Annotated in this window: 13 protein-coding genes; 1 reads left to right on the top strand and 12 read right to left on the bottom strand. The window is 65.6% G+C overall.

Annotated features, from left to right (window positions below):
- Window positions 1–2: 2 nt before the first annotated feature.
- The 6 genes from PVE35_RS06660 to PVE35_RS06635 all read right to left on the bottom strand — a co-directional run bounded on the left by PVE35_RS06660 (window position 3) and on the right by PVE35_RS06635 (window position 6133).
- Window positions 3–272: a K+/H+ antiporter subunit F gene (locus tag PVE35_RS06660; protein WP_037049014.1), complete on the bottom strand. Its 270-nt coding sequence runs from the start codon at window positions 270–272 to the stop codon at window positions 3–5.
- Window positions 257–760, bottom strand: a complete 504-nt coding sequence (locus PVE35_RS06655; protein ID WP_268182270.1) for a Na+/H+ antiporter subunit E — start codon at window positions 758–760, stop codon at window positions 257–259. The genes PVE35_RS06660 and PVE35_RS06655 overlap by 16 nt, the downstream gene beginning before the upstream one ends.
- Window positions 757–2262: a monovalent cation/H+ antiporter subunit D gene (locus PVE35_RS06650; RefSeq protein ID WP_277374188.1), complete on the bottom strand. Its 1506-nt coding sequence runs from the start codon at window positions 2260–2262 to the stop codon at window positions 757–759. The genes PVE35_RS06655 and PVE35_RS06650 overlap by 4 nt, the downstream gene beginning before the upstream one ends.
- Window positions 2259–2588 (bottom strand): Na+/H+ antiporter subunit C, encoded by a 330-nt coding sequence (locus PVE35_RS06645; RefSeq protein WP_268182265.1) that lies wholly within the window; start codon window positions 2586–2588, stop codon window positions 2259–2261. Before PVE35_RS06645 ends, PVE35_RS06650 begins: the two co-directional genes overlap by 4 nt.
- Before the next feature lies 1 nt (window position 2589).
- Window positions 2590–5382: a monovalent cation/H+ antiporter subunit A gene (locus PVE35_RS06640; RefSeq protein ID WP_268182262.1), complete on the bottom strand. Its 2793-nt coding sequence runs from the start codon at window positions 5380–5382 to the stop codon at window positions 2590–2592.
- A gap of 289 nt (window positions 5383–5671) precedes the next feature.
- Window positions 5672–6133, bottom strand: a complete 462-nt coding sequence (locus tag PVE35_RS06635; RefSeq protein WP_268182260.1) for a hypothetical protein — start codon at window positions 6131–6133, stop codon at window positions 5672–5674.
- Window positions 6134–6272: 139 nt separating this feature from the next.
- Between PVE35_RS06635 and PVE35_RS06630 the strand changes: the two genes are divergently transcribed.
- The gene (locus tag PVE35_RS06630) at window positions 6273–6533 is read left to right on the top strand and encodes a hypothetical protein (protein ID WP_268182259.1); all 261 of its coding nucleotides are present in this window, start codon (window positions 6273–6275) and stop codon (window positions 6531–6533) included.
- Here the strand turns inward: PVE35_RS06630 and PVE35_RS06625 are convergent.
- The 6 genes from PVE35_RS06625 to PVE35_RS06600 form a co-directional block, all read right to left on the bottom strand.
- On the bottom strand, window positions 6507–7643 hold the full coding sequence (locus PVE35_RS06625) for a glycerate kinase (protein WP_268184224.1): 1137 nt from the start codon (window positions 7641–7643) through the stop codon (window positions 6507–6509). The two genes, PVE35_RS06630 and PVE35_RS06625, sit on opposite strands and share 27 nt — an antisense overlap.
- Before the next feature lie 55 nt (window positions 7644–7698).
- Complete coding sequence (locus PVE35_RS06620; protein WP_277374187.1) at window positions 7699–9066, bottom strand: GntP family permease; 1368 nt, start codon at window positions 9064–9066, stop codon at window positions 7699–7701.
- Window positions 9067–9311: 245 nt separating this feature from the next.
- Window positions 9312–10427, bottom strand: coding sequence for a sugar diacid recognition domain-containing protein (locus tag PVE35_RS06615; protein ID WP_268182255.1), 1116 nt, complete (start codon window positions 10425–10427; stop codon window positions 9312–9314).
- An 86-nt stretch (window positions 10428–10513) separates the two neighbouring features.
- On the bottom strand, window positions 10514–11062 hold the full coding sequence (locus PVE35_RS06610) for an AraC family transcriptional regulator (protein ID WP_277374186.1): 549 nt from the start codon (window positions 11060–11062) through the stop codon (window positions 10514–10516).
- An 85-nt stretch (window positions 11063–11147) separates the two neighbouring features.
- Window positions 11148–16535, bottom strand: coding sequence for an AAA family ATPase (locus tag PVE35_RS06605; protein ID WP_277374185.1), 5388 nt, complete (start codon window positions 16533–16535; stop codon window positions 11148–11150).
- Window positions 16532–16897 (bottom strand): response regulator, encoded by a 366-nt coding sequence (locus PVE35_RS06600; protein WP_277374184.1) that lies wholly within the window; start codon window positions 16895–16897, stop codon window positions 16532–16534. Before PVE35_RS06600 ends, PVE35_RS06605 begins: the two co-directional genes overlap by 4 nt.
- Window positions 16898–16945 lie beyond the last annotated feature (48 nt).

Genomic DNA, 16945 nt, shown 5'->3' with positions numbered 1-16945 from the left:
TCTTATTCGATGATGTCGCCGCGCAGCAGATACTTGGCGACTGCGACGGTGCCGATGAAGCCCATCACCGCGATCAGCAGCGCCGCCTCGAAGTACAGATCCGAACCCAGCCAGATGCCGAACAATACCAGCAGGGCGATGGCGTTGATGTACAGGGTATCGAGCGCCAGGATGCGGTCGGGCATGTCCGGGCCCTTGATCAGCCGGGCCAGGGTCAGCACCAGTGCCAGGCCCATGATGGCCAGGCAGATCGGGATCACGTACGCGAGCATGCGAATACCTCCAGCAGCGGGGCTTCGTAACGGGTCTGGATGGTGCGCACCAGCTCTGCCTCGTCATCCACGTTGAGGCTGTGGATCAGCAGCGTGCGCTTGTCATCGCTGAGGTCGGCCGAGACGGTGCCCGGCGTCAGCGACACGATGCTGGCGAGCATGGTCAGCGCCAACTCGTCGTCCAGTTGTACCGGAACCTCGACGAAAGCCGGGCGCAGGCGACTGGTCGGGCCGAGGATGAGTTTGGCCACTTCCAGATTGGCCACCACGATGTCGCCCAGCACACGCAGCAGGAACAGGCACAGCTTGAGCGGCTTGCGGATCTGCGGCGGGTTGATCCAGAACACCTGGCTGACCAGGGGGATCAGCCAGCCGAGGAATGCCCCCAGCAACCATTGGCCAAAACTGAAATCGTTCACCAACAACAGCCAGACGCCGAGCAGGCACAGGCTCAGCAGCGGATGTGGCAACCAGCGACGTGCGCTCATGCGCCACCTCCGCTGTGCAGGATCATGTGGTAACTCTCCAGGTCATGCAGTTGCGCCACCGTGGCGGCCAGATAATCCAGTGCCGGCGCGGCACAGGCCACCAGCAGCGGGCTCATCAGCAGCAGGCCGATAGCCGCGAGCAGGCGGCCAGTATCGAGTTCGGCACTGTCCAGTTGGCTCAGGCCGACGCGCCAGAACAGCGTGCTGCCGGCGCGGCTGAGGCTGATCAGGGTCACCAGACCACCGATCAGCACCACCGGCCACAACAGCGCGGCCTCCCAACCCGTCCCGACTGCCTTGAGCAGCAGCACCTTGCCGAAGAAACCGGACAGTGGCGGCAACCCGGCCACGGCAATGGCGCCGGCGAAGAACAGCGCGCCGAGAATATGCGGGTTCTGCAGCGCCGGCCCCTGGATCAGTTGGCCCACCTTGATGCCGCGCTGGCGGCTGATCAGGTCGGCGATGAGGAACAGCGCCCCCGCCACCCAAGTGCTGTGAATCAGGTAGAACAGCGCGGCCTGCAGCGCCTCGGGCGTACCCAGTGCCATGCCGGCGAGCAAGGTACCCACCGACAGCACCACCAGGTAGGCGAGCATGCCCTGCAGCGTGACCGAAGCGAAGGCACCGATGGCACCCAGCGCCAGGGTCAGCAGAGCCAGCGGCCACAGCCACTCCTGCACCATGTGCGAGAGGTTGCCGGCTTCGTCGCCGAACACCAGGGTGTAGACGCGCAGGATCGAATACAGGCCGACCTTGGTCATGATGGCGAACAGCGCCGCCACCGGCGCGGTGGCCGCGGCATAGGCGCGCGGCAGCCAGAAGTACAGCGGCAGGAACGCCGCCTTGAGGCCGAACACCACCAGCAACAACATGGCCGCGGCAGCGATCAGCGGTGCATGATCGGCACCGGCGGCAGCGACGCGTACCGACATGTCGGCCATGTTCAGCGTGCCGGTAACGCCATACAGCGTGCCCACGGCAATCAGGAAGAAGGCCGAGCCGACCAGGTTGAGCACCACATAGTGCAGACCCGCCCGCACCCGATCCTTGCCACCGCCATGCAGCAGCAGCGAGTAGGAGGCGATCAGCAGGATCTCGAAGAAGACGAACAGGTTGAACAGGTCGCCGGTGAGAAAGGCACCGTTGATACCCAGCAACTGGAACTGGAACAGGGCGTGGAAGTTGCGCCCGCGCTCGTCGTCGCCACGCATGGCATAGAGCACGGCGAACAACGCCAACACCGAGGTCACGACCAGCATCAGCGCGCTGAGACGGTCGAGCACCAGCACGATGCCGAACGGCGGCTGCCAGTTGCCCAGGGCATAGACCTGAATCACGCCCTGGTCGGCCTGTAGCAGCAGCCACAGGCTCAGCGGTACGAGCAAGGCCGTGGCAGCGACGGAAACGAGCCGCTTGAACGGCATGTCGCGGCGCGCGGCTACCAGTAGCAGGCTGCCTGCCAACATGGGCAGGAGCAGAGGAAGGATCAACGCATGGTTCATCGATGCTGCTCCCGGCCATCGACGTGGTCGGTGCTCAGCTCACCGACGCTGCGCAGTGCCAGCACCACGACGAAGGCGGTCATGGCGAAGCCGATGACGATGGCGGTCAGCACCAGCGCCTGCGGCAGCGGGTCGACGTAGCGCGAGCCAAGCCCGATCACAGTGGAAGCGCCGGTCTGCAGGCGCCCCATGGCGAAGAGGAACAGGTTGACCGCATAGGAAATCAGGGTCAGGCCCATCACCACCGGGAAGGTGCGGGCTCGCAGTAACAGATACACGCCGCTCGAGGTCAGAATGCCAAGCGCGACGGCAAATAGCGCCTCCATGTCAGAGTACCTCCTGGCCGGGCTTTTCCTGGGTCAACTTGCCCAGGTTAGCGAGAATGAGCAGGGTCGACCCGACTACCGTCAGGTAAACGCCCAGGTCGAAGAGCATGGCCGTGGCCAGCTCGATCTCCCCCACCAGGGGGATGTGGAAATGACCGAACGCCGAGGTCAGGAAAGGGCGCTCGAACAACCAGCTACCCAACCCCGTGGCGGTTGCGATCATTACGCCGCTGCCCGCCAGGCGGTGGTAGTTGAGCGGCAGACGCGATTGCGTCCACTGCACCCCGCTGGCCACGTATTGCAGGATCAGCGCCACGGCGGTGACCAGGCCAGCGATGAAGCCGCCACCCGGCAGGTTGTGACCGCGCAGGAAGATGAACACCGAAATCAGCAGCGCCATCGGCAACAGCACGCGCGACAGGGTAGCGAGGATCAGCGGGTGGCGATCCCGCGCCCAGCTACGGCCCTCGGCGTCGGCATTGGGCTGGAACAGGCGCAGGCCATCGAGCATGGCGTAGATGCCGACACCGGCGATGGCCAGCACGCTGATCTCGCCCAGGGTATCGAAGCCACGGAAGTCCACCAGAATGACGTTGACCACGTTGGTGCCACCGCCACCGGAAACGCTGTTGGCCAAGAAGTAGCCGGCAATGCTGTCGTAGGGGCGAGTGAGCACGGCGAAGGCCAGCATCGACACCATCACCCCGCTGCCGATGGCCAGGCTGAAGTCACGCAGGGCGCGCATGCTGCTGGACTCCACCCGCGTCTGCGCCGGCAGGAAGAACAGCGCCAGCATCAGCAGGATGATGGTCACCACCTCGACCGATAGCTGCGTCAGCGCCAGATCCGGCGCCGAGAAACGGGCAAAGGCCAGCGCCACCATCAGCCCGACCACGCTGAGCATCAACAGCGCCACCAGACGCTGACGGTGGAAGATCACCGTGACCAGCGCAGCGAGAGTCAGAATACCCAGCCCCAGCGCGGTAATGCCGTCGATCGGACTGAGCGGCACCGAACCACCCAACTCCGGCAGCGGCCCCAGCGCCATCACCACCACGACGATGGCCGACCCCAGCAGGTAGGCGATGTAGCGCTGCAGCGATGCATTGTCCAAGCGGCGGGTCAGCGCCGATGCACTGATGAACAGGCTCACCACCATGCGCTCGAACACCAGCTTGGCATCCACGCTGGGCATTCCGGCGTACCAACGGAACAGCGGCTTGCGCAGGGCGTAGACCAACACACCGCCGATCAGTGCGACCAGGCTCATGATCAGCGGCAGGTTGACGCCATGCCAGATCGACAGGCTGTACTCCGGCAGGTTGCCCCCCAAGGTTGCCGAAGCTGCGGCAGCCAGCAGCGGCGCCACGGTGTAGGCCGGCACGATGCCCACCAGCAGGCACAGGAACACCAGCACCTCCACCGGCACCTTCATGTAACGCGGCGGCTCGTGCGGCGGGTATTTCGGCAGATCGATGGGCTCGCCGTTGAAGAACACGTCGTGGATAAAGCGCAGCGAATAGGCCACCGAGAACACCCCGGCCAGGGTCGCCGCTGCCGGAATCACCCAATTGAAGCTGCCCAGCAGGTGCTGGTGCAGGGTTTCGGTGAAGAACATTTCCTTGCTCAAAAAGCCGTTGAGCAGTGGCACCCCGGCCATCGCCGAGGCCGCCACCATGGCCAGCATCGCCGTGTGCGGCATGTACTTCCACATGCCGTTGATACGCCGCATGTCACGGCTGCCGGTTTCGTGGTCGATGATGCCAGCGGCCATGAACAGGGAGGCCTTGAAGGTGGCGTGGTTGATGATGTGGAACACCGCGGCGACTGCCGCCAGGCGCGTATCGAGGCCGAACAACAGGGTGATCAGGCCCAGGTGGCTGATGGTCGAGTAAGCCAGCAGGCCCTTGAGGTCATGCTGGAACAGCGCCAGGGTCGCGCCGATCAACAGCGTGGCCAGGCCGGTCAGGCTGACCAGATAGAACCACCACTCGGAACCGGCCAGCGCCGGGTACAGACGGGCCAGCAGGAAGACACCGGCCTTGACCATGGTCGCCGAGTGCAGATAGGCAGACACCGGCGTCGGCGCCGCCATTGCATGCGGCAGCCAGAAATGGAAGGGAAACTGCGCCGACTTGGTGAACACCCCCAGCAGCACCAGCACCAGCGCCAGCGGGTACAGTTCATGGGCACGGATCGCATAGCCGGCGGCGAGCACCTGCGACAGCTCGAAGCTGCCGGCGATATGACCGATCAGCAGGATGCCGGCCAGCAGCGCCAGGCCGCCGCCACCGGTGATCGCCAGGGCCATGCGCGCGCCCTTGCGGGCATCGGAGCGCGAACCCCAGAAGCCGATCAGCAAGAACGACGAGAGGCTGGTCAGCTCCCAGAACACCAGCATCAGCAGCAGGTTTTCCGACAGCACCACGCCAAGCATGGCGCCCATGAACAGCAACAGGAAGGCGAAGAAGCGCCCCATCGGCTCGCTCTTGGACAGGTAGTAGCGGGCGTAGAGGATCACCAGCAGGCCGATGCCGAGAATCAGCAGGGCGAAGAGAAACCCCAGGCCGTCGAGGCGCAAGCTGAGGTTGAAACCCAGTTGCGGCAACCACTCCAGCCTGACCCGCAGCACCTCACCGGCAAATACCCCCGGCTGCAAACTGAACAACAGCACCAGCGCGATCAACGGCGGCAGTGCAGCCGCGACGGCACAGGCCGAACGCCCCAGGCGCTCGGCGAGCACCGGAAGCAACAGCCCCAGAAATGGCAAGGCGACGATCAACGCAAGCGCCATCAGCAAAACCCCTTATGCAGGCACGCCGGCCGACCACGACCGACGACGAGAACTGGAGTCGCAACTCCCTGACGGTGACGAACCCCGCACCACAACGAATCAGCTAAGTCGTTGTCGTGACAAGAATAACCACCGATTATCCATACCTATCGGCGGATCGTCATGCATTGAATTATTACTAAACGCACCGACACCTGAATAAGCGAATCTATCTATCGAGCGATAGATGAGCCGCACGCATAAAAAAACCGGAGCAGTCCACGACCGCTCCGGTTCTTCCATCCACTATTCAGTGAGTGACGCGACTGGTGCCATTCACCGTCATGATGCGTACACGCTCACCGACGCGGAAAATCTGGTTGGGCTCGACTTCCTGCACGTAGGCGCGCATGGTGCCGTCGTCCTCACGCACGGTGATCTCCACACCCTGGGTACGGGTCAGGCCCTCTTCGGCCGCCGCGCCCAGCAGGCCACCGGCCACTGCGCCGATCACCGCCATTACCGCGCTGCCGCGACCGCCACCCAGACCACTGCCGCCAACGCCACCGATGACCGCACCAGCACCGGCGCCTATCGGGGTCTTGGTGCCTTCGATCTTCACCGGGCGCAGGGATTCGATGGTACCCATGCGCACCGTCTGAACCTGGCGAGCCTCGTCACGGCTGTAGGTGTCGCCAGTCAGGCTAGACGCACAACCGCCCAGGGTCAGAGTCGCGGCAACGAACACAGTCAATACTGCAGGCTTACGCATGGTGGACTTCCTCCGTTGATCAGTTGAACCATTAGACAGCCCTGGCGGCAAAGTGTCACTCGACGCGACGTAAAGACACAGCCCCGTACAGCCGCCCGACAGCTAGAATGCGCTGTGAATCGAGGCATCAGAGTACTGCATGGACTATTTCATCATTCTGGTCACCACCCTCGCCGGCCTGATCTTCCATGGCTGGCTGTACCTGCGCATAAGGCGCTGGGTGGATCGTGACCTGGCGCTCTCCCTGGCCGGTACCGATGCAGACAAGCGTAGCTTCATGCTCGAACGCCTGGAAGTTGCCCGTCGACAAAAGCTGCCGCGCAAGCAATTATCGGCATTTCTCGAACAGGCAGCGCAGGACTATGACGGCAGCTCAGCCACGCCCGGCCAGGCGCCATAGCCGCGCGATATCCACCGCCCGTGCCTCCAGCTCAGCAGCCGCGCCCGCCATCGCCTGCTCCAGGCTCAGCGGCCCCGGCGCAAGACTGAAGGCCGCCTCGATGCCGGCGTCGTAAAGCGCCTGATAGCCGTCGCCGAGGCTACCGGCCAGAGCGATCACCGGCACGCCCGCCACCTGCGCCACTTTGGCCACGCCCATCGGCGTCTTGCCGTGCAGGGTCTGCGCATCCATCCGCCCTTCCCCGGTGATCACCAGATCGGCGCCCGCCACGGCTTCGGCCAGGCCAGAAAGCTCAGCCACCAGGGCGATGCCAGGGCGGAAGCTGGCCTTCAAGAAGGCACGCGCGGCAAAACCGAGACCACCAGCCGCGCCGACACCCGGAAAACCGGCGTGATCCTCCCCCAGCGTCGCGGCAGCGATGCGCGCGAAGCGCCCGAGGGCAGCATCCAGTTGCTCGACCTGCGCGGGGGTCGCGCCCTTCTGCGGACCGAACACCGCGGAGGCACCACGCGGGCCGCACAGGGGGTTGTCGACGTCGGCTGCCACCTCCACCTGCACCGACAGCAAACGCGCGTCCAGGCCGCTGAGATCGAGCTGATCCAGCCCAGCCAGCGCCGCACCGCCGGGTGGCAGTTCACGTCCCTGCTCATCAAGTAGACGCAGGCCCAGAGCCTGCAGCAAACCGGCGCCACCATCGTTGGTGGCGCTGCCGCCAAGGCCGAGAATGATGCGCTTCGCGCCGGCATCCAGCGCCTGGCGGATCAACTCCCCAGTGCCGTAGCTGCTGGCCAGGCAGGCGTCGCGCTGCTCACGCGGCACCCAGTGCAGCCCGCTGGCGGCTGCCATTTCGATCACCGCCGTCGCGTCGCCCAGCCAGCCCCAGTGCGCCTGCACGGGCGTGCCCATGGGGCCGCGCACCTGGCATTCGCGGCGCTCGCCACCGACGGCCGCGAGCAATGCATCCACCGTACCTTCGCCGCCATCGGCCATTGGCCGCAACAGGCACTCGGCCTCGGGGAACACCTGCTGCCAGCCACGAGCGATGGCAGCCGCCACATCGGGCGCACTGAGACTCTCCTTGAAGGAGTCGGGGGCGATGACGATTTTCATCTCGGGTACCTCGGCAGGGGCGAACGGCGCCATGGCCGTCCGCCGTTGGAGCGGATTACAGCAGCACCAGGCTGAGCAGCCACACGGTGAGCATGCCGGCGATGCCCTGAACCAGGGTCGCCAGAGTCTGAGCGCGATAGGCTGTGGCCACTTTCATGCGGCTGAACTGGGTGACCACCCAGAAGAAGCTGTCGTTGGCGTGGGACACGGTCATGGCGCCAGCGCCAATGGCCATCACGGTCAGCACGCGGCCCATCTCGCTGTCCAGGCCCAGATTGCTCAGCAGCGGCGCGACCATGGCCGAGGTGGTGACCAGCGCCACGGTGGACGAGCCCTGCGCACTTTTCAGCGCCGCCGCCACCAGGAACGGCATGAACAGGCCAATGCCCAGCGCCGACAGGGTGTCGCCCAGGTAGCCGGTCAGCGCCGTGGCCTTGAGCACTGCACCGAAGGCGCCACCGGCACCGGTGATCAGCAGGATCGGCGCGGCATCCTTGAGGCCGTCGGCGACGAAGTCATGGAATTGCTTACGCTTGTCCTTGCCCTTGAGCAGGCTGCAAGCCAGTGCCAGCCCTACCAGCAGCGCAGCGACTGGCTGGCCGAGAAAGCTCAGCACCGTGAACAGGCCTTCGCTGCCGAATGGCTTGCTCGGGAAGGCGGCAATCGACCCCAGGCAGATCAGGGCGATGGGTACGAAGATCGGCGCGAAGGCCTGCCAGGCGTTCGGCAGTTTGCCGTAACGGGCGCGCAGCGCATCGAAATCGAGGTTTTCGGCCAGCAGTTCGCTGGGGGCTTCCTCCAGCAACTGGCTGTCATCCTGCTTGAGGTAACGGTTGGCCCAGAGCATGCCGGCGAAGGCGGTTGCAGCGGCGACCACCAGACCCACCAGAATTACCAGGCCCAGCGAGGCGTCGAGGCCCAGGTTACCGGCAGCGGCAATCGGCCCCGGCGTCGGCGGCACGAAGGTGTGGGTGGCGTAGAGGCCGGTGGCCAGGGCCACGCTCATGGCCACCACGGAGACTTTCATGCGTGCGGCCAGGGCGTTCTTCAACGAGTTGAGGATGACGTAGCCGGAGTCGCAGAACACCGGGATCGACACCAGATAACCGATGATCGACATGGTCAGCGTGGGAAAACGCTGGCCCAGCACACGGATCACCGTCTCGGCCATGGTGATGGCGGCGCCGCTGCGCTCGAGGATCACGCCGATGATGGTGCCGAGCACGATGACGATGCCGATGTAACCGAGAATCCCGCCGAAGCCGGCAGTGATGGTCTTGATGATTTCGCCGCTGGGCAGTTGATAGGCGAAGCCGGCGATCAGCGCGGCACCGAGCAAGGCGAGAAAGGGGTGCAGTTTCAAACGGGTGGTGGACAGCACGATGAACGCGATAAGCGCCACCAGAATCAGGACCAGGCCCATGACCAGTCTCCTCATTGTTGTTATGAGCGGACGCCACATCCGCTTGGGAATGCCGAACAGGCACTCCATTGTGGCTCAGCTCATGCCCACACCGCTCTGTGCGCAGGCACCAACAGCACCGACATGATGGCGCATCGCCCTGTGCACCCGCACAAAGTCCCCCTCATTCTTGTGGGAGCGGATTTATCCGCGACTGGGATTGGCGCCCTGCACGAGCAGATCGCGGATAAATCCGCTCCTACCGCTCACCCCTGAGCATCCGGCTCCAGCAGCCCGAGCCCCAGGGATAGCTGCAGGCGCTGGTCGAAGCGACCGAGATCCAGGCCACTGAGCTCACTGATACGCTCCAGGCGATAACGCAGGGTATTGCGATGAATGCCCAGCGCCTGGGCACAGGCCTGCGCCTGGCCGTCATGGGCACACCAGGCCTCCAGGGTTTCACGCAGGCTGCCCTGGGTGTCCTGCGCCAGCACCCGACGCAGCGGCGCCAGCCATCCTTGCAACAACCAGTTGTGGCGCTGGGCATAGAGCAGCGTGGGCAATCGCAGCTCATCCAGGCGCAACACACGGCGCTCGGGAAAGCGCGCCCGGCCATAGGCCTGCAGATCACGCAGTACCAGGCTGGCCTGGCGCAACTCGGCCAGATCGGCCAACGGATCGCTGAGCGCCAGGCACTGCACGCCCCACTCACGCTCGTCGGCCTGGGCCAGCCAGGCCTGATCGTCCCGCGAGGCGCTGTAGGGCCGACACCAGAGCACTTCGAGACGGCCCAAGGGCGCCAGCAGATGCTCGCTCTTGCCGCCCAGCGCCGTCAGCAGGCGGGCCTGACGCGGCAGCGGGTCGCCCTCCTCGCTCAAGCGCAGCAAACACATCTGCCGCGGCCAGCTCAGATGCAAGCCCAGGCGTTCAGCCTCGGATGCCAGCCCGGCCAGGCCCTGCTGCGGGTCGAGCAGGTGGCGCAGCCAGGCTTCTTGCTGGTGCCGCTGCCAGTGTCGCTCGGCTTGCAACACGCGGTGCTCGACGAGCATCTCGGCGGCCATGCGCACCAGCTCGGCGTATGGCCGCACGGTTTCCGGGTCGCCGGTAATACCGAGCACGCCGATCAACTGGTCGGCATGCAGCAGTGGCAGATTCACCCCCGGCTTGACCCCACGCAGGCAGGCCGCCGCCTGCGCGTCGATCTCCACCACGCGACGGTTGGCCAGCACCAGTTGCGCGCCCTCGTGACGAGTGTGCAGACGGCTGGGATCGCCACTGCCGATGATCATGCCCTGCGCATCCATCACATTGATGTTATGCGGCAGGATGGCCATGGCACGGTCGACGATATGCTGCGCCAGGGTGGAATCGAGTTCGAGCATGGCAAGCGGCCTCGCGAGTGAGGCCGCCATTGTAGGAGCATCCAGCGCGATTCACGATGCTGCGCTGCATCCTCGCACAGAGCGACCTATCCCTGCGGTGATATCCCTGAAGCATGCTCAGTTCGACTGGCCTGGCGCCAGCGATTGGGTGACATGCCCACCCGGCGATTGAAGGTGCGGGTGAAATGCGCCTGGTCGCAGAACCCGCAATCCTGGCCGATTTCGGTCAGCGAACGACGGCTCTGACTGAGCATGCGCTGCGCCGTCTCGATGCGCAGATTGATCACCCACTCCTGCGGCGACAGCCCGGTGCTCCGCTTGAACGCGCGGGAAAAATGGCTGCGCGACATCGCGCACTGCTGCGCCACCTCGGCGATGTACAGGCGCCCGGACAGGCTGCCGGCCAGCAGCTCCTTGGCCCGGCGCTCCTGCCAGGGCGCCAGGCGCGCATTCTGCTGCGTACGTTCGCAGGCGCCCTGATCGCGCCCCAGCAGGTAGTCGCACAACTGCCGGCTCAGTGAGAACAGCCGCTCATCATCGGCGGCCGACGACTGCAGAAGCGCCTGCAGTCCCTGCGTCAATCGATAGGCTTCGGCATCCAGCGTCACCTGCCTGGCCAGTCCCAATGCGCTCATGATCGCTCTCCTCGACAATGAGGCAAGCGTCGCGGCCAGGGGCTTCAAGTGTCCTTGAGCAAGGCTGAAAAACCCTGAAAGTCCTTCAGCCGCGATACACAGGCAAGGTGAAGAAGAACAGGCTTTCGTCGTTGCGCCCGAGGGTCGCGCCGAGCACGCCACCATGGTTTGAGATGATCGAACGGCAGATGGCCAGCCCCATGCCCATACCGCTGGACTTGGTACTGAAGAAGGCCTGGAAAACCTGCCCCTGCAGCGCCTCGGGTACGCCCGGCCCACTGTCCTCGACCAGCACCAGCAGCTCTTCGCCCTGGCGAGCGCATTGCAGGCGCAGGCGGCGATTACTGGTTGGTAGGACGCTCATGGCCTCGATAGCGTTCTGCAGCAGGTTACGCACCACCTGCTGCAGTTGCACGGCATCACCTGCCACCAGCAGGCCACCTTGCAGGTGCAGGCTAAGCTCGATGTGCTTGTCGTCGATCTCCGCCTGGGTGATGGCCAGCACCTGGCGGATCATCTGGGCCGGATCGAGTGGCTGGCATTCGCCTGGCGCCTGGCATGCGAGCGCGCGGGTCGCGCGGATGATCTCAGCGGCACGACGGCACTCCGAGAGAATGTCCTGCAGCCCTTCGAGCGCGTCGCCGACCGAGGGCTGCTCACGCTCCAGCCAACGCACGCTGGCCGCGGCATTGGAGAGGATGGACGCCAGCGGCTGATTGATCTCGTGGGAGATCGACGCCGTCAGTTCGCCGAGGATCGCCGCCTGGGCAGTGCGCTCCAGTTCGCTGCGCGCCGCATGCAGCTCGGCCTCGGTACGGCGCCGCTCGCTAATGTCGCTGACCACGCCGATCAGGGTATAGAGGTCGGTCGGTTCGAGCAGCAACTCCAGGTAGCGCGGGGTGGCCTCAACCGAAACGCAGCGAAACTCCAGGCGCATGCCGCGCCGTGCCTCCAGCGCTGCTGCCAGGGTCTGCTCGAAGCGTACGCGATCATCCTCATGCACCAGAGCAGCAGGATACTGCAGGTAGTCGTCGCCCGCCCCCGGGCTCAGTCCCAGCTCCGCCAGCAGCGTCGCCGACCAGAACGATGGTTCGATCCGCAGGCGCCAGATGAAGGTGCCATAGCGACTCACCTCCTGCCCCAGCGCCAGCAGCGCCTGGGTACGCCGCAGGTTGCCCTGGCTTTCCCGGCGCCGCTGGTTCTCTGCCAGCAAATCAGCGTACAGCCGCGCATGGCTGAGGGAAATCGCCGCCTGCGCCGCGAGCAAGGCCAGTAAATCGACACGGCTCGGATCGATGGCCCCCGTGGTAAGACGATTCTCCAGGTACAGCGCACCAATGACCTCGCGCTGCTTGAGCAGCGGCAGACAGAGTACCGAGCCGGTGTCTAGCTGGCGCAGATAGGGATCGTCGGTATAACGGCGCAAGGCATAGCGCCCTTCCACCAACAGCGGCCCACCACCGGCCATCGCCTGACGCACCAGCAGCAGGGGCAACAACTGTTCGACAGGCTCCTGCGGTGCCAGGCGCACGCGCACACCAGCGCTGTCCGACTGGCCACAGGCGGCCACGCGCAGGTGCTGTTGCTCGGCCAGAACCAGCACCACGTAGCCGGCGTTGGCGTACATGGCGGCATTGGCCAACAGGCTTTCGATCAGCGCGTCGGGCTCGATCTCGCGCGACAGAGCCTGGCAGGCGCGGGTGATCGACAGTCGATCCACCTGCTGTGCCATCGACGGCAAGTCCTGCAAGTCGCCGTCCCGTTCGCTGAGAAAACCATGGGCCTGTTCCAGTTGCCTGGCCAGGGTATGCGCCCCCCAACGCCGCCACGCCGCGTGGGCACGGCGCAGGTGTTCACGAGCACTGACCCGCAGTTGCAACTCGCCATGGCAACGGGCAGCCAGCTCGTGGCCCAGGCCCTTGATATGCACGGCCCCGGCGCTCTCGGCATACTCGATGGCTTGTTCGTAGAGGCGCAGCGCCCCGAGCAGGTCGCCCTCGACCCGCGCCACCTCGGCCTCGGCCAGGGCCAGGCGATCCTTGAAGTAACGCGGATTGAGCTCGGCCCACAGGCGCAAGCGGCGCAGGGGCTCGGCGTAATCCTGTACCTGGCCGGTGCTGCCCTGCAGAGCGGCACGGTTGAGCACACTGAACATCGCCAGGTCGATCTGCTGGATATGCACGGGTGCCGACCAGGTCAGCTTCCAGGCACGATCCATGTACTGGGCAGCGACGGCGAAGTCGCCTTCGAGGAAGGCCAGCAGCCCTTCAAACAGCCACCACCAGAAACGCAGCGGCCCCATGTCGCTGCCCTCTACGCGCGCCTGCAGGGTGGCCTTGTCCGGTATCGGCCAGCGTGTCGCGGTATCCCCGGCAAGGCGGCGAATGTAGCGCGCCTGGATGTGCAGGATGCTCTGCGCATCGCGGAACTCCAGGTTGCACGCCAGCGCCAGGCCCGTGTCGATCTGCTGCAGCATGCGCTCGATGGGCGCGCCCAACACCAACAGATCCGAAACGATGTGGTTATTGGCATAGCAGGCGAAACTCGGTGCCCCCTGCGACAGGCTGGCGCGATAAGCCTGTTCGGCGCACTCCAGGGCATAGGGGAGCGATTGCGTCCAGACGCTGACCTGATCCAGCGCCAGCAACACAGACATGCGGCTGGCGGCATACTCCGGCCGCTCGGCCAGTTGCCGGGCCACGGCGGCGAAGGCGAACCCCAGGCCATGAAACTCGAAGCGCTCGGCGGCCGCCACGCCGAGCCAGGCCAGCGCCTGCACCGCCGTTGCACTCAGGCCATGGTGCAGCGCCAGCAGGGCGATCCGGCAGCTCGCCAGCAACATCAGATGCGGCTGAACGAACGAGCCCGGAATCATCAGGGCCGTCAACAGGCCCATGACCGACAGCACCCTGACCTCCTCGGCGGGCGGCAGGGTCACGAACAGACAGGGCGGCCGCTCGCCCAACTCATCCAGCAGGGCCTGCCAGGCAGCCTCGGCTTGCTGCTGATCAGGCTCGCTCGGGAAGTCCAGGCCAAGCTCGGCCAGTGCCTCGACGGCACATGCCAGCGCAGCACGATAACGCCCCTGCAGGGACAGGGTTTCCACCTGCAGGCGCTGCAGTTCGACCCGCTGCGTAGCCGGCAGTCTGCTGGCCAGGCAACGTGCGATGCCCTGCTCGGCGCCGGCGTAATCGGCATCGAGGATCAGCCCACGCACCAGGTGCAGATTCACCCGATCACGTCGCTGCGGTTGATCGAGGCCGATCAACAACGACTCCGCCTGACGCAGATAAGCCAGCGTCAGCCCTGCTGCGGCCACATCGATTGCTTGGCCGGCCGCCTGCACCAGCAGGTCGATGACGGCCAGTCGCTGCTCCATACTCAGGGCTTCGGGCTGTAGCCGCAAAGCCTGTTCCGCCACGCGCGTCAGCGCTTCACCGACAGCGAATTCGGACAGACCGGCCATCAGATTGTCCACCAACCAGGTCTGCAGGCAGGCGGCCTGATCCGACGACAGGCTGGCATGCACGGCCTCCTGCACGCTGTCATGAACGAACATCAGTGCCTCGCCGTGCTCGATGACCAACCCGGCTTCCAGTGCCGGCACCAGGCAAGTGGTCACCCGCGACAGCGGCAGACTGCAGGCTCCGGCGAGCTCCTCCAGGCGTGTCTGGTTGCCCAGCAGGGCCAGCACCTGCAGCACCTCACAGGTGGCCAGGGGCAGGCATTGCAGGCGTGCAGCCAACAGGCTATCGAGGTCATCCCCGGCTATCGCGCCCCGCTCCCGCCAGAGCGCATCGAACTGTTGCAGGAACAGCGGACTGACCGAGCCGTGGCGCTGCAACCGCGCGGCCAGCTCCACCGGTATCGCCGAAGCCTGCCAGGCATCCGGCTCCAGCCACTCGGCCAAGCCTCTGGCATCCAGCGGCAGCAGGGGCAACGCCCGATAACGCGCCTCCAGGGCGCGGCAAGTCTCGAGCAGCCTGCGCGCCGCCTGCGCCTCCGGACATGGGCGACAGGCCAGGATCAGCAACAAGTGATCGAACGCCGTCTCGGGCAACTCGGCGAGAAAGTCACTGCTCTCCTTGTCGATCCACTGCACATCGTCGATGAACAGCAAGAGCGGCTGGCCCGGCTGGGCCAGGGTCAGTAGCAAGCGTTGCAACAAACCGCACAGATAGCGTCTTGCCTCGCTCGGCAACAACTCGCATCCCGCGTCGGCAACCTCGCCGAGCAGCGGCGCCAGAGCCGGGATCAGGCGTACCAGATGCGTGCCATGTGCAGCCACCTGCGCCTGCAACAGCCAGCGCCAGTGCTCGACCTGCTCGGGCGGTTCGGCCAGCAGGCGCTCGCAGAGTTCGGCGAACAGCGCTTCGAGGGTTTCATATGGCCGGCCTCGGCGGCTCAGCTCACACTTGGCACTGGCGAACAACAAGGGCCCCTCGCCCTCCTCCTGGCGCATGCGCCGCACCAGCGAGGTTTTGCCGATGCCCGCCTCGCCTTCCAGCAACAAAACGCTACCTTGCCCCCGCAGCAAACCCTGACAGGCCTCGCGCAACACCGCCAGTTCCGCCTCGCGTCCGATCAGGCGGGGCGTAGCTGGTGCCACACGATGTAGGCTGGGGCCCTCACGCCAGGCCTGCAGGCAGCGCTGCAAGGTCGCCTCCACCTGCTCGGCCTGTTGCGGCCTGGCCCCACCCTGCTTGGCCAGCATCCAGCTCACCAGGGCATCCAAATAGCCCGGTAGCCCCGGCCGCAGCGAAGACGGCAGCGGCGCGGCAACGGCGGCGTGCCGGTGCTGCCATTCGACGACATCCTGCGCCTCGAAGGGATGGCGTCCGGTCAGCCAGAGGAAGAAGCACACACCCAGCGCATAGAGATCGGCACTGGGCTTGCCTGCCTGATCCGGCGGCAGGTAGGCCAGGCAGGCCACGGGCGGCAGTGTCAGGCTTGCCTCGTCACCCACGGCAGCACGGCAGAAGCCGGTCAGGCGCACACCACCCTGCGGGTCGAGAATGAGGTTTTCCGGGCACAGGTTGCGGTGCACCAGGCCCGCTCGATGCAGGCCGGCCAACGCCCGCGCGCTGGCCAGCGCCAGTTGCAGGAAGCGCGGCACCGACAGGGGCGCCTGGCTCAGCGTCGACAGCGGCACGCCGGCTTCGTCATCGAGCACCAGCAGGGTGCCTTCGGCACAGCCGAGGCGCGCCACCGGCAACAGTGCCCAGTCAGGCGCAAGGCGCGGCGCCAGGGCATATTCATGATCCAGCCCGGCCTGCTCCCAGCGCGTGGCCTGAGCATCGGCTCGCACCACCAGCCACTTACGTCCGGCGCGCGCATCGTCAACCCGCCAACGGCTGACGCCAGCGCAATGATCCAGCGGCTGCCAGTCCAGGTTTGCCATCCAGTGCGCGTCGAAACATTGCGCCAAGGGCTCGGCTGCTTGCAGCGGCAAGGCGAAAGGTTGGGCGCTCATGCCTCGGCTCCCGACAGGCTGGCCAACAGCGTCAACAAGGCTTCGGCGCTGAACGGCTTGGCCAGAAAGGCCCGGGCGCCGTCCTGCAGGGCCTGCTGGGCAACCTCCCGGCTATTGTTGGCGGACATGCAGATCACCGGCAGGGAAAATCCGGCCTCCTTCAGACGGCACTGCACGTCCACCCCCTGCAGGCCCGGCATGTGCAGATCGAGCACCAGCGCCATGGCACGCGAGCACCACTCCGAGGCGAGAAAGCCTTCCCCCGAAGCGAAGCACACGGCCTGGTACCCGGCGGAGCGCAGCAGATTGGCGAGGCTCTTGCGAACCTGGGGTTCGTCGTCGACGACGCACACGACCTTCATGGCAAGCCCTTGGCAACGGTTGGGCAGAGGGTGAATGGCGCATGCGGC

The sequence above is a fragment of the Pseudomonas sp. AA-38 genome, assembly GCF_029457475.1.
Lineage (GTDB): Bacteria > Pseudomonadota > Gammaproteobacteria > Pseudomonadales > Pseudomonadaceae > Aquipseudomonas.
Note: the sequence above shows the minus strand (reverse complement) of the source record. Positions and strands in the feature narration are given on the sequence as shown.

Bases quoted from the DNA above. Each gene is read 5' to 3' on its own strand.
- PVE35_RS06660 (WP_037049014.1), bottom strand. From the start codon at position 272: ATGCTCGCGTACGTGATCCCGATCTGCCTGGCCATCATGGGCCTGGCA.
- PVE35_RS06655 (WP_268182270.1), bottom strand. From the start codon at position 760: ATGAGCGCACGTCGCTGGTTGCCACATCCGCTGCTGAGCCTGTGCCTG.
- PVE35_RS06650 (WP_277374188.1), bottom strand. From the start codon at position 2,262: ATGAACCATGCGTTGATCCTTCCTCTGCTCCTGCCCATGTTGGCAGGC.
- PVE35_RS06645 (WP_268182265.1), bottom strand. From the start codon at position 2,588: ATGGAGGCGCTATTTGCCGTCGCGCTTGGCATTCTGACCTCGAGCGGC.
- PVE35_RS06640 (WP_268182262.1), bottom strand. From the start codon at position 5,382: ATGGCGCTTGCGTTGATCGTCGCCTTGCCATTTCTGGGGCTGTTGCTT.
- PVE35_RS06635 (WP_268182260.1), bottom strand. From the start codon at position 6,133: ATGCGTAAGCCTGCAGTATTGACTGTGTTCGTTGCCGCGACTCTGACC.
- PVE35_RS06630 (WP_268182259.1), top strand. From the start codon at position 6,273: ATGGACTATTTCATCATTCTGGTCACCACCCTCGCCGGCCTGATCTTC.
- PVE35_RS06625 (WP_268184224.1), bottom strand. From the start codon at position 7,643: ATGAAAATCGTCATCGCCCCCGACTCCTTCAAGGAGAGTCTCAGTGCG.
- PVE35_RS06620 (WP_277374187.1), bottom strand. From the start codon at position 9,066: ATGGGCCTGGTCCTGATTCTGGTGGCGCTTATCGCGTTCATCGTGCTG.
- PVE35_RS06615 (WP_268182255.1), bottom strand. From the start codon at position 10,427: ATGCTCGAACTCGATTCCACCCTGGCGCAGCATATCGTCGACCGTGCC.
- PVE35_RS06610 (WP_277374186.1), bottom strand. From the start codon at position 11,062: ATGAGCGCATTGGGACTGGCCAGGCAGGTGACGCTGGATGCCGAAGCC.
- PVE35_RS06605 (WP_277374185.1), bottom strand. From the start codon at position 16,535: ATGAGCGCCCAACCTTTCGCCTTGCCGCTGCAAGCAGCCGAGCCCTTG.
- PVE35_RS06600 (WP_277374184.1), bottom strand. From the start codon at position 16,897: ATGAAGGTCGTGTGCGTCGTCGACGACGAACCCCAGGTTCGCAAGAGC.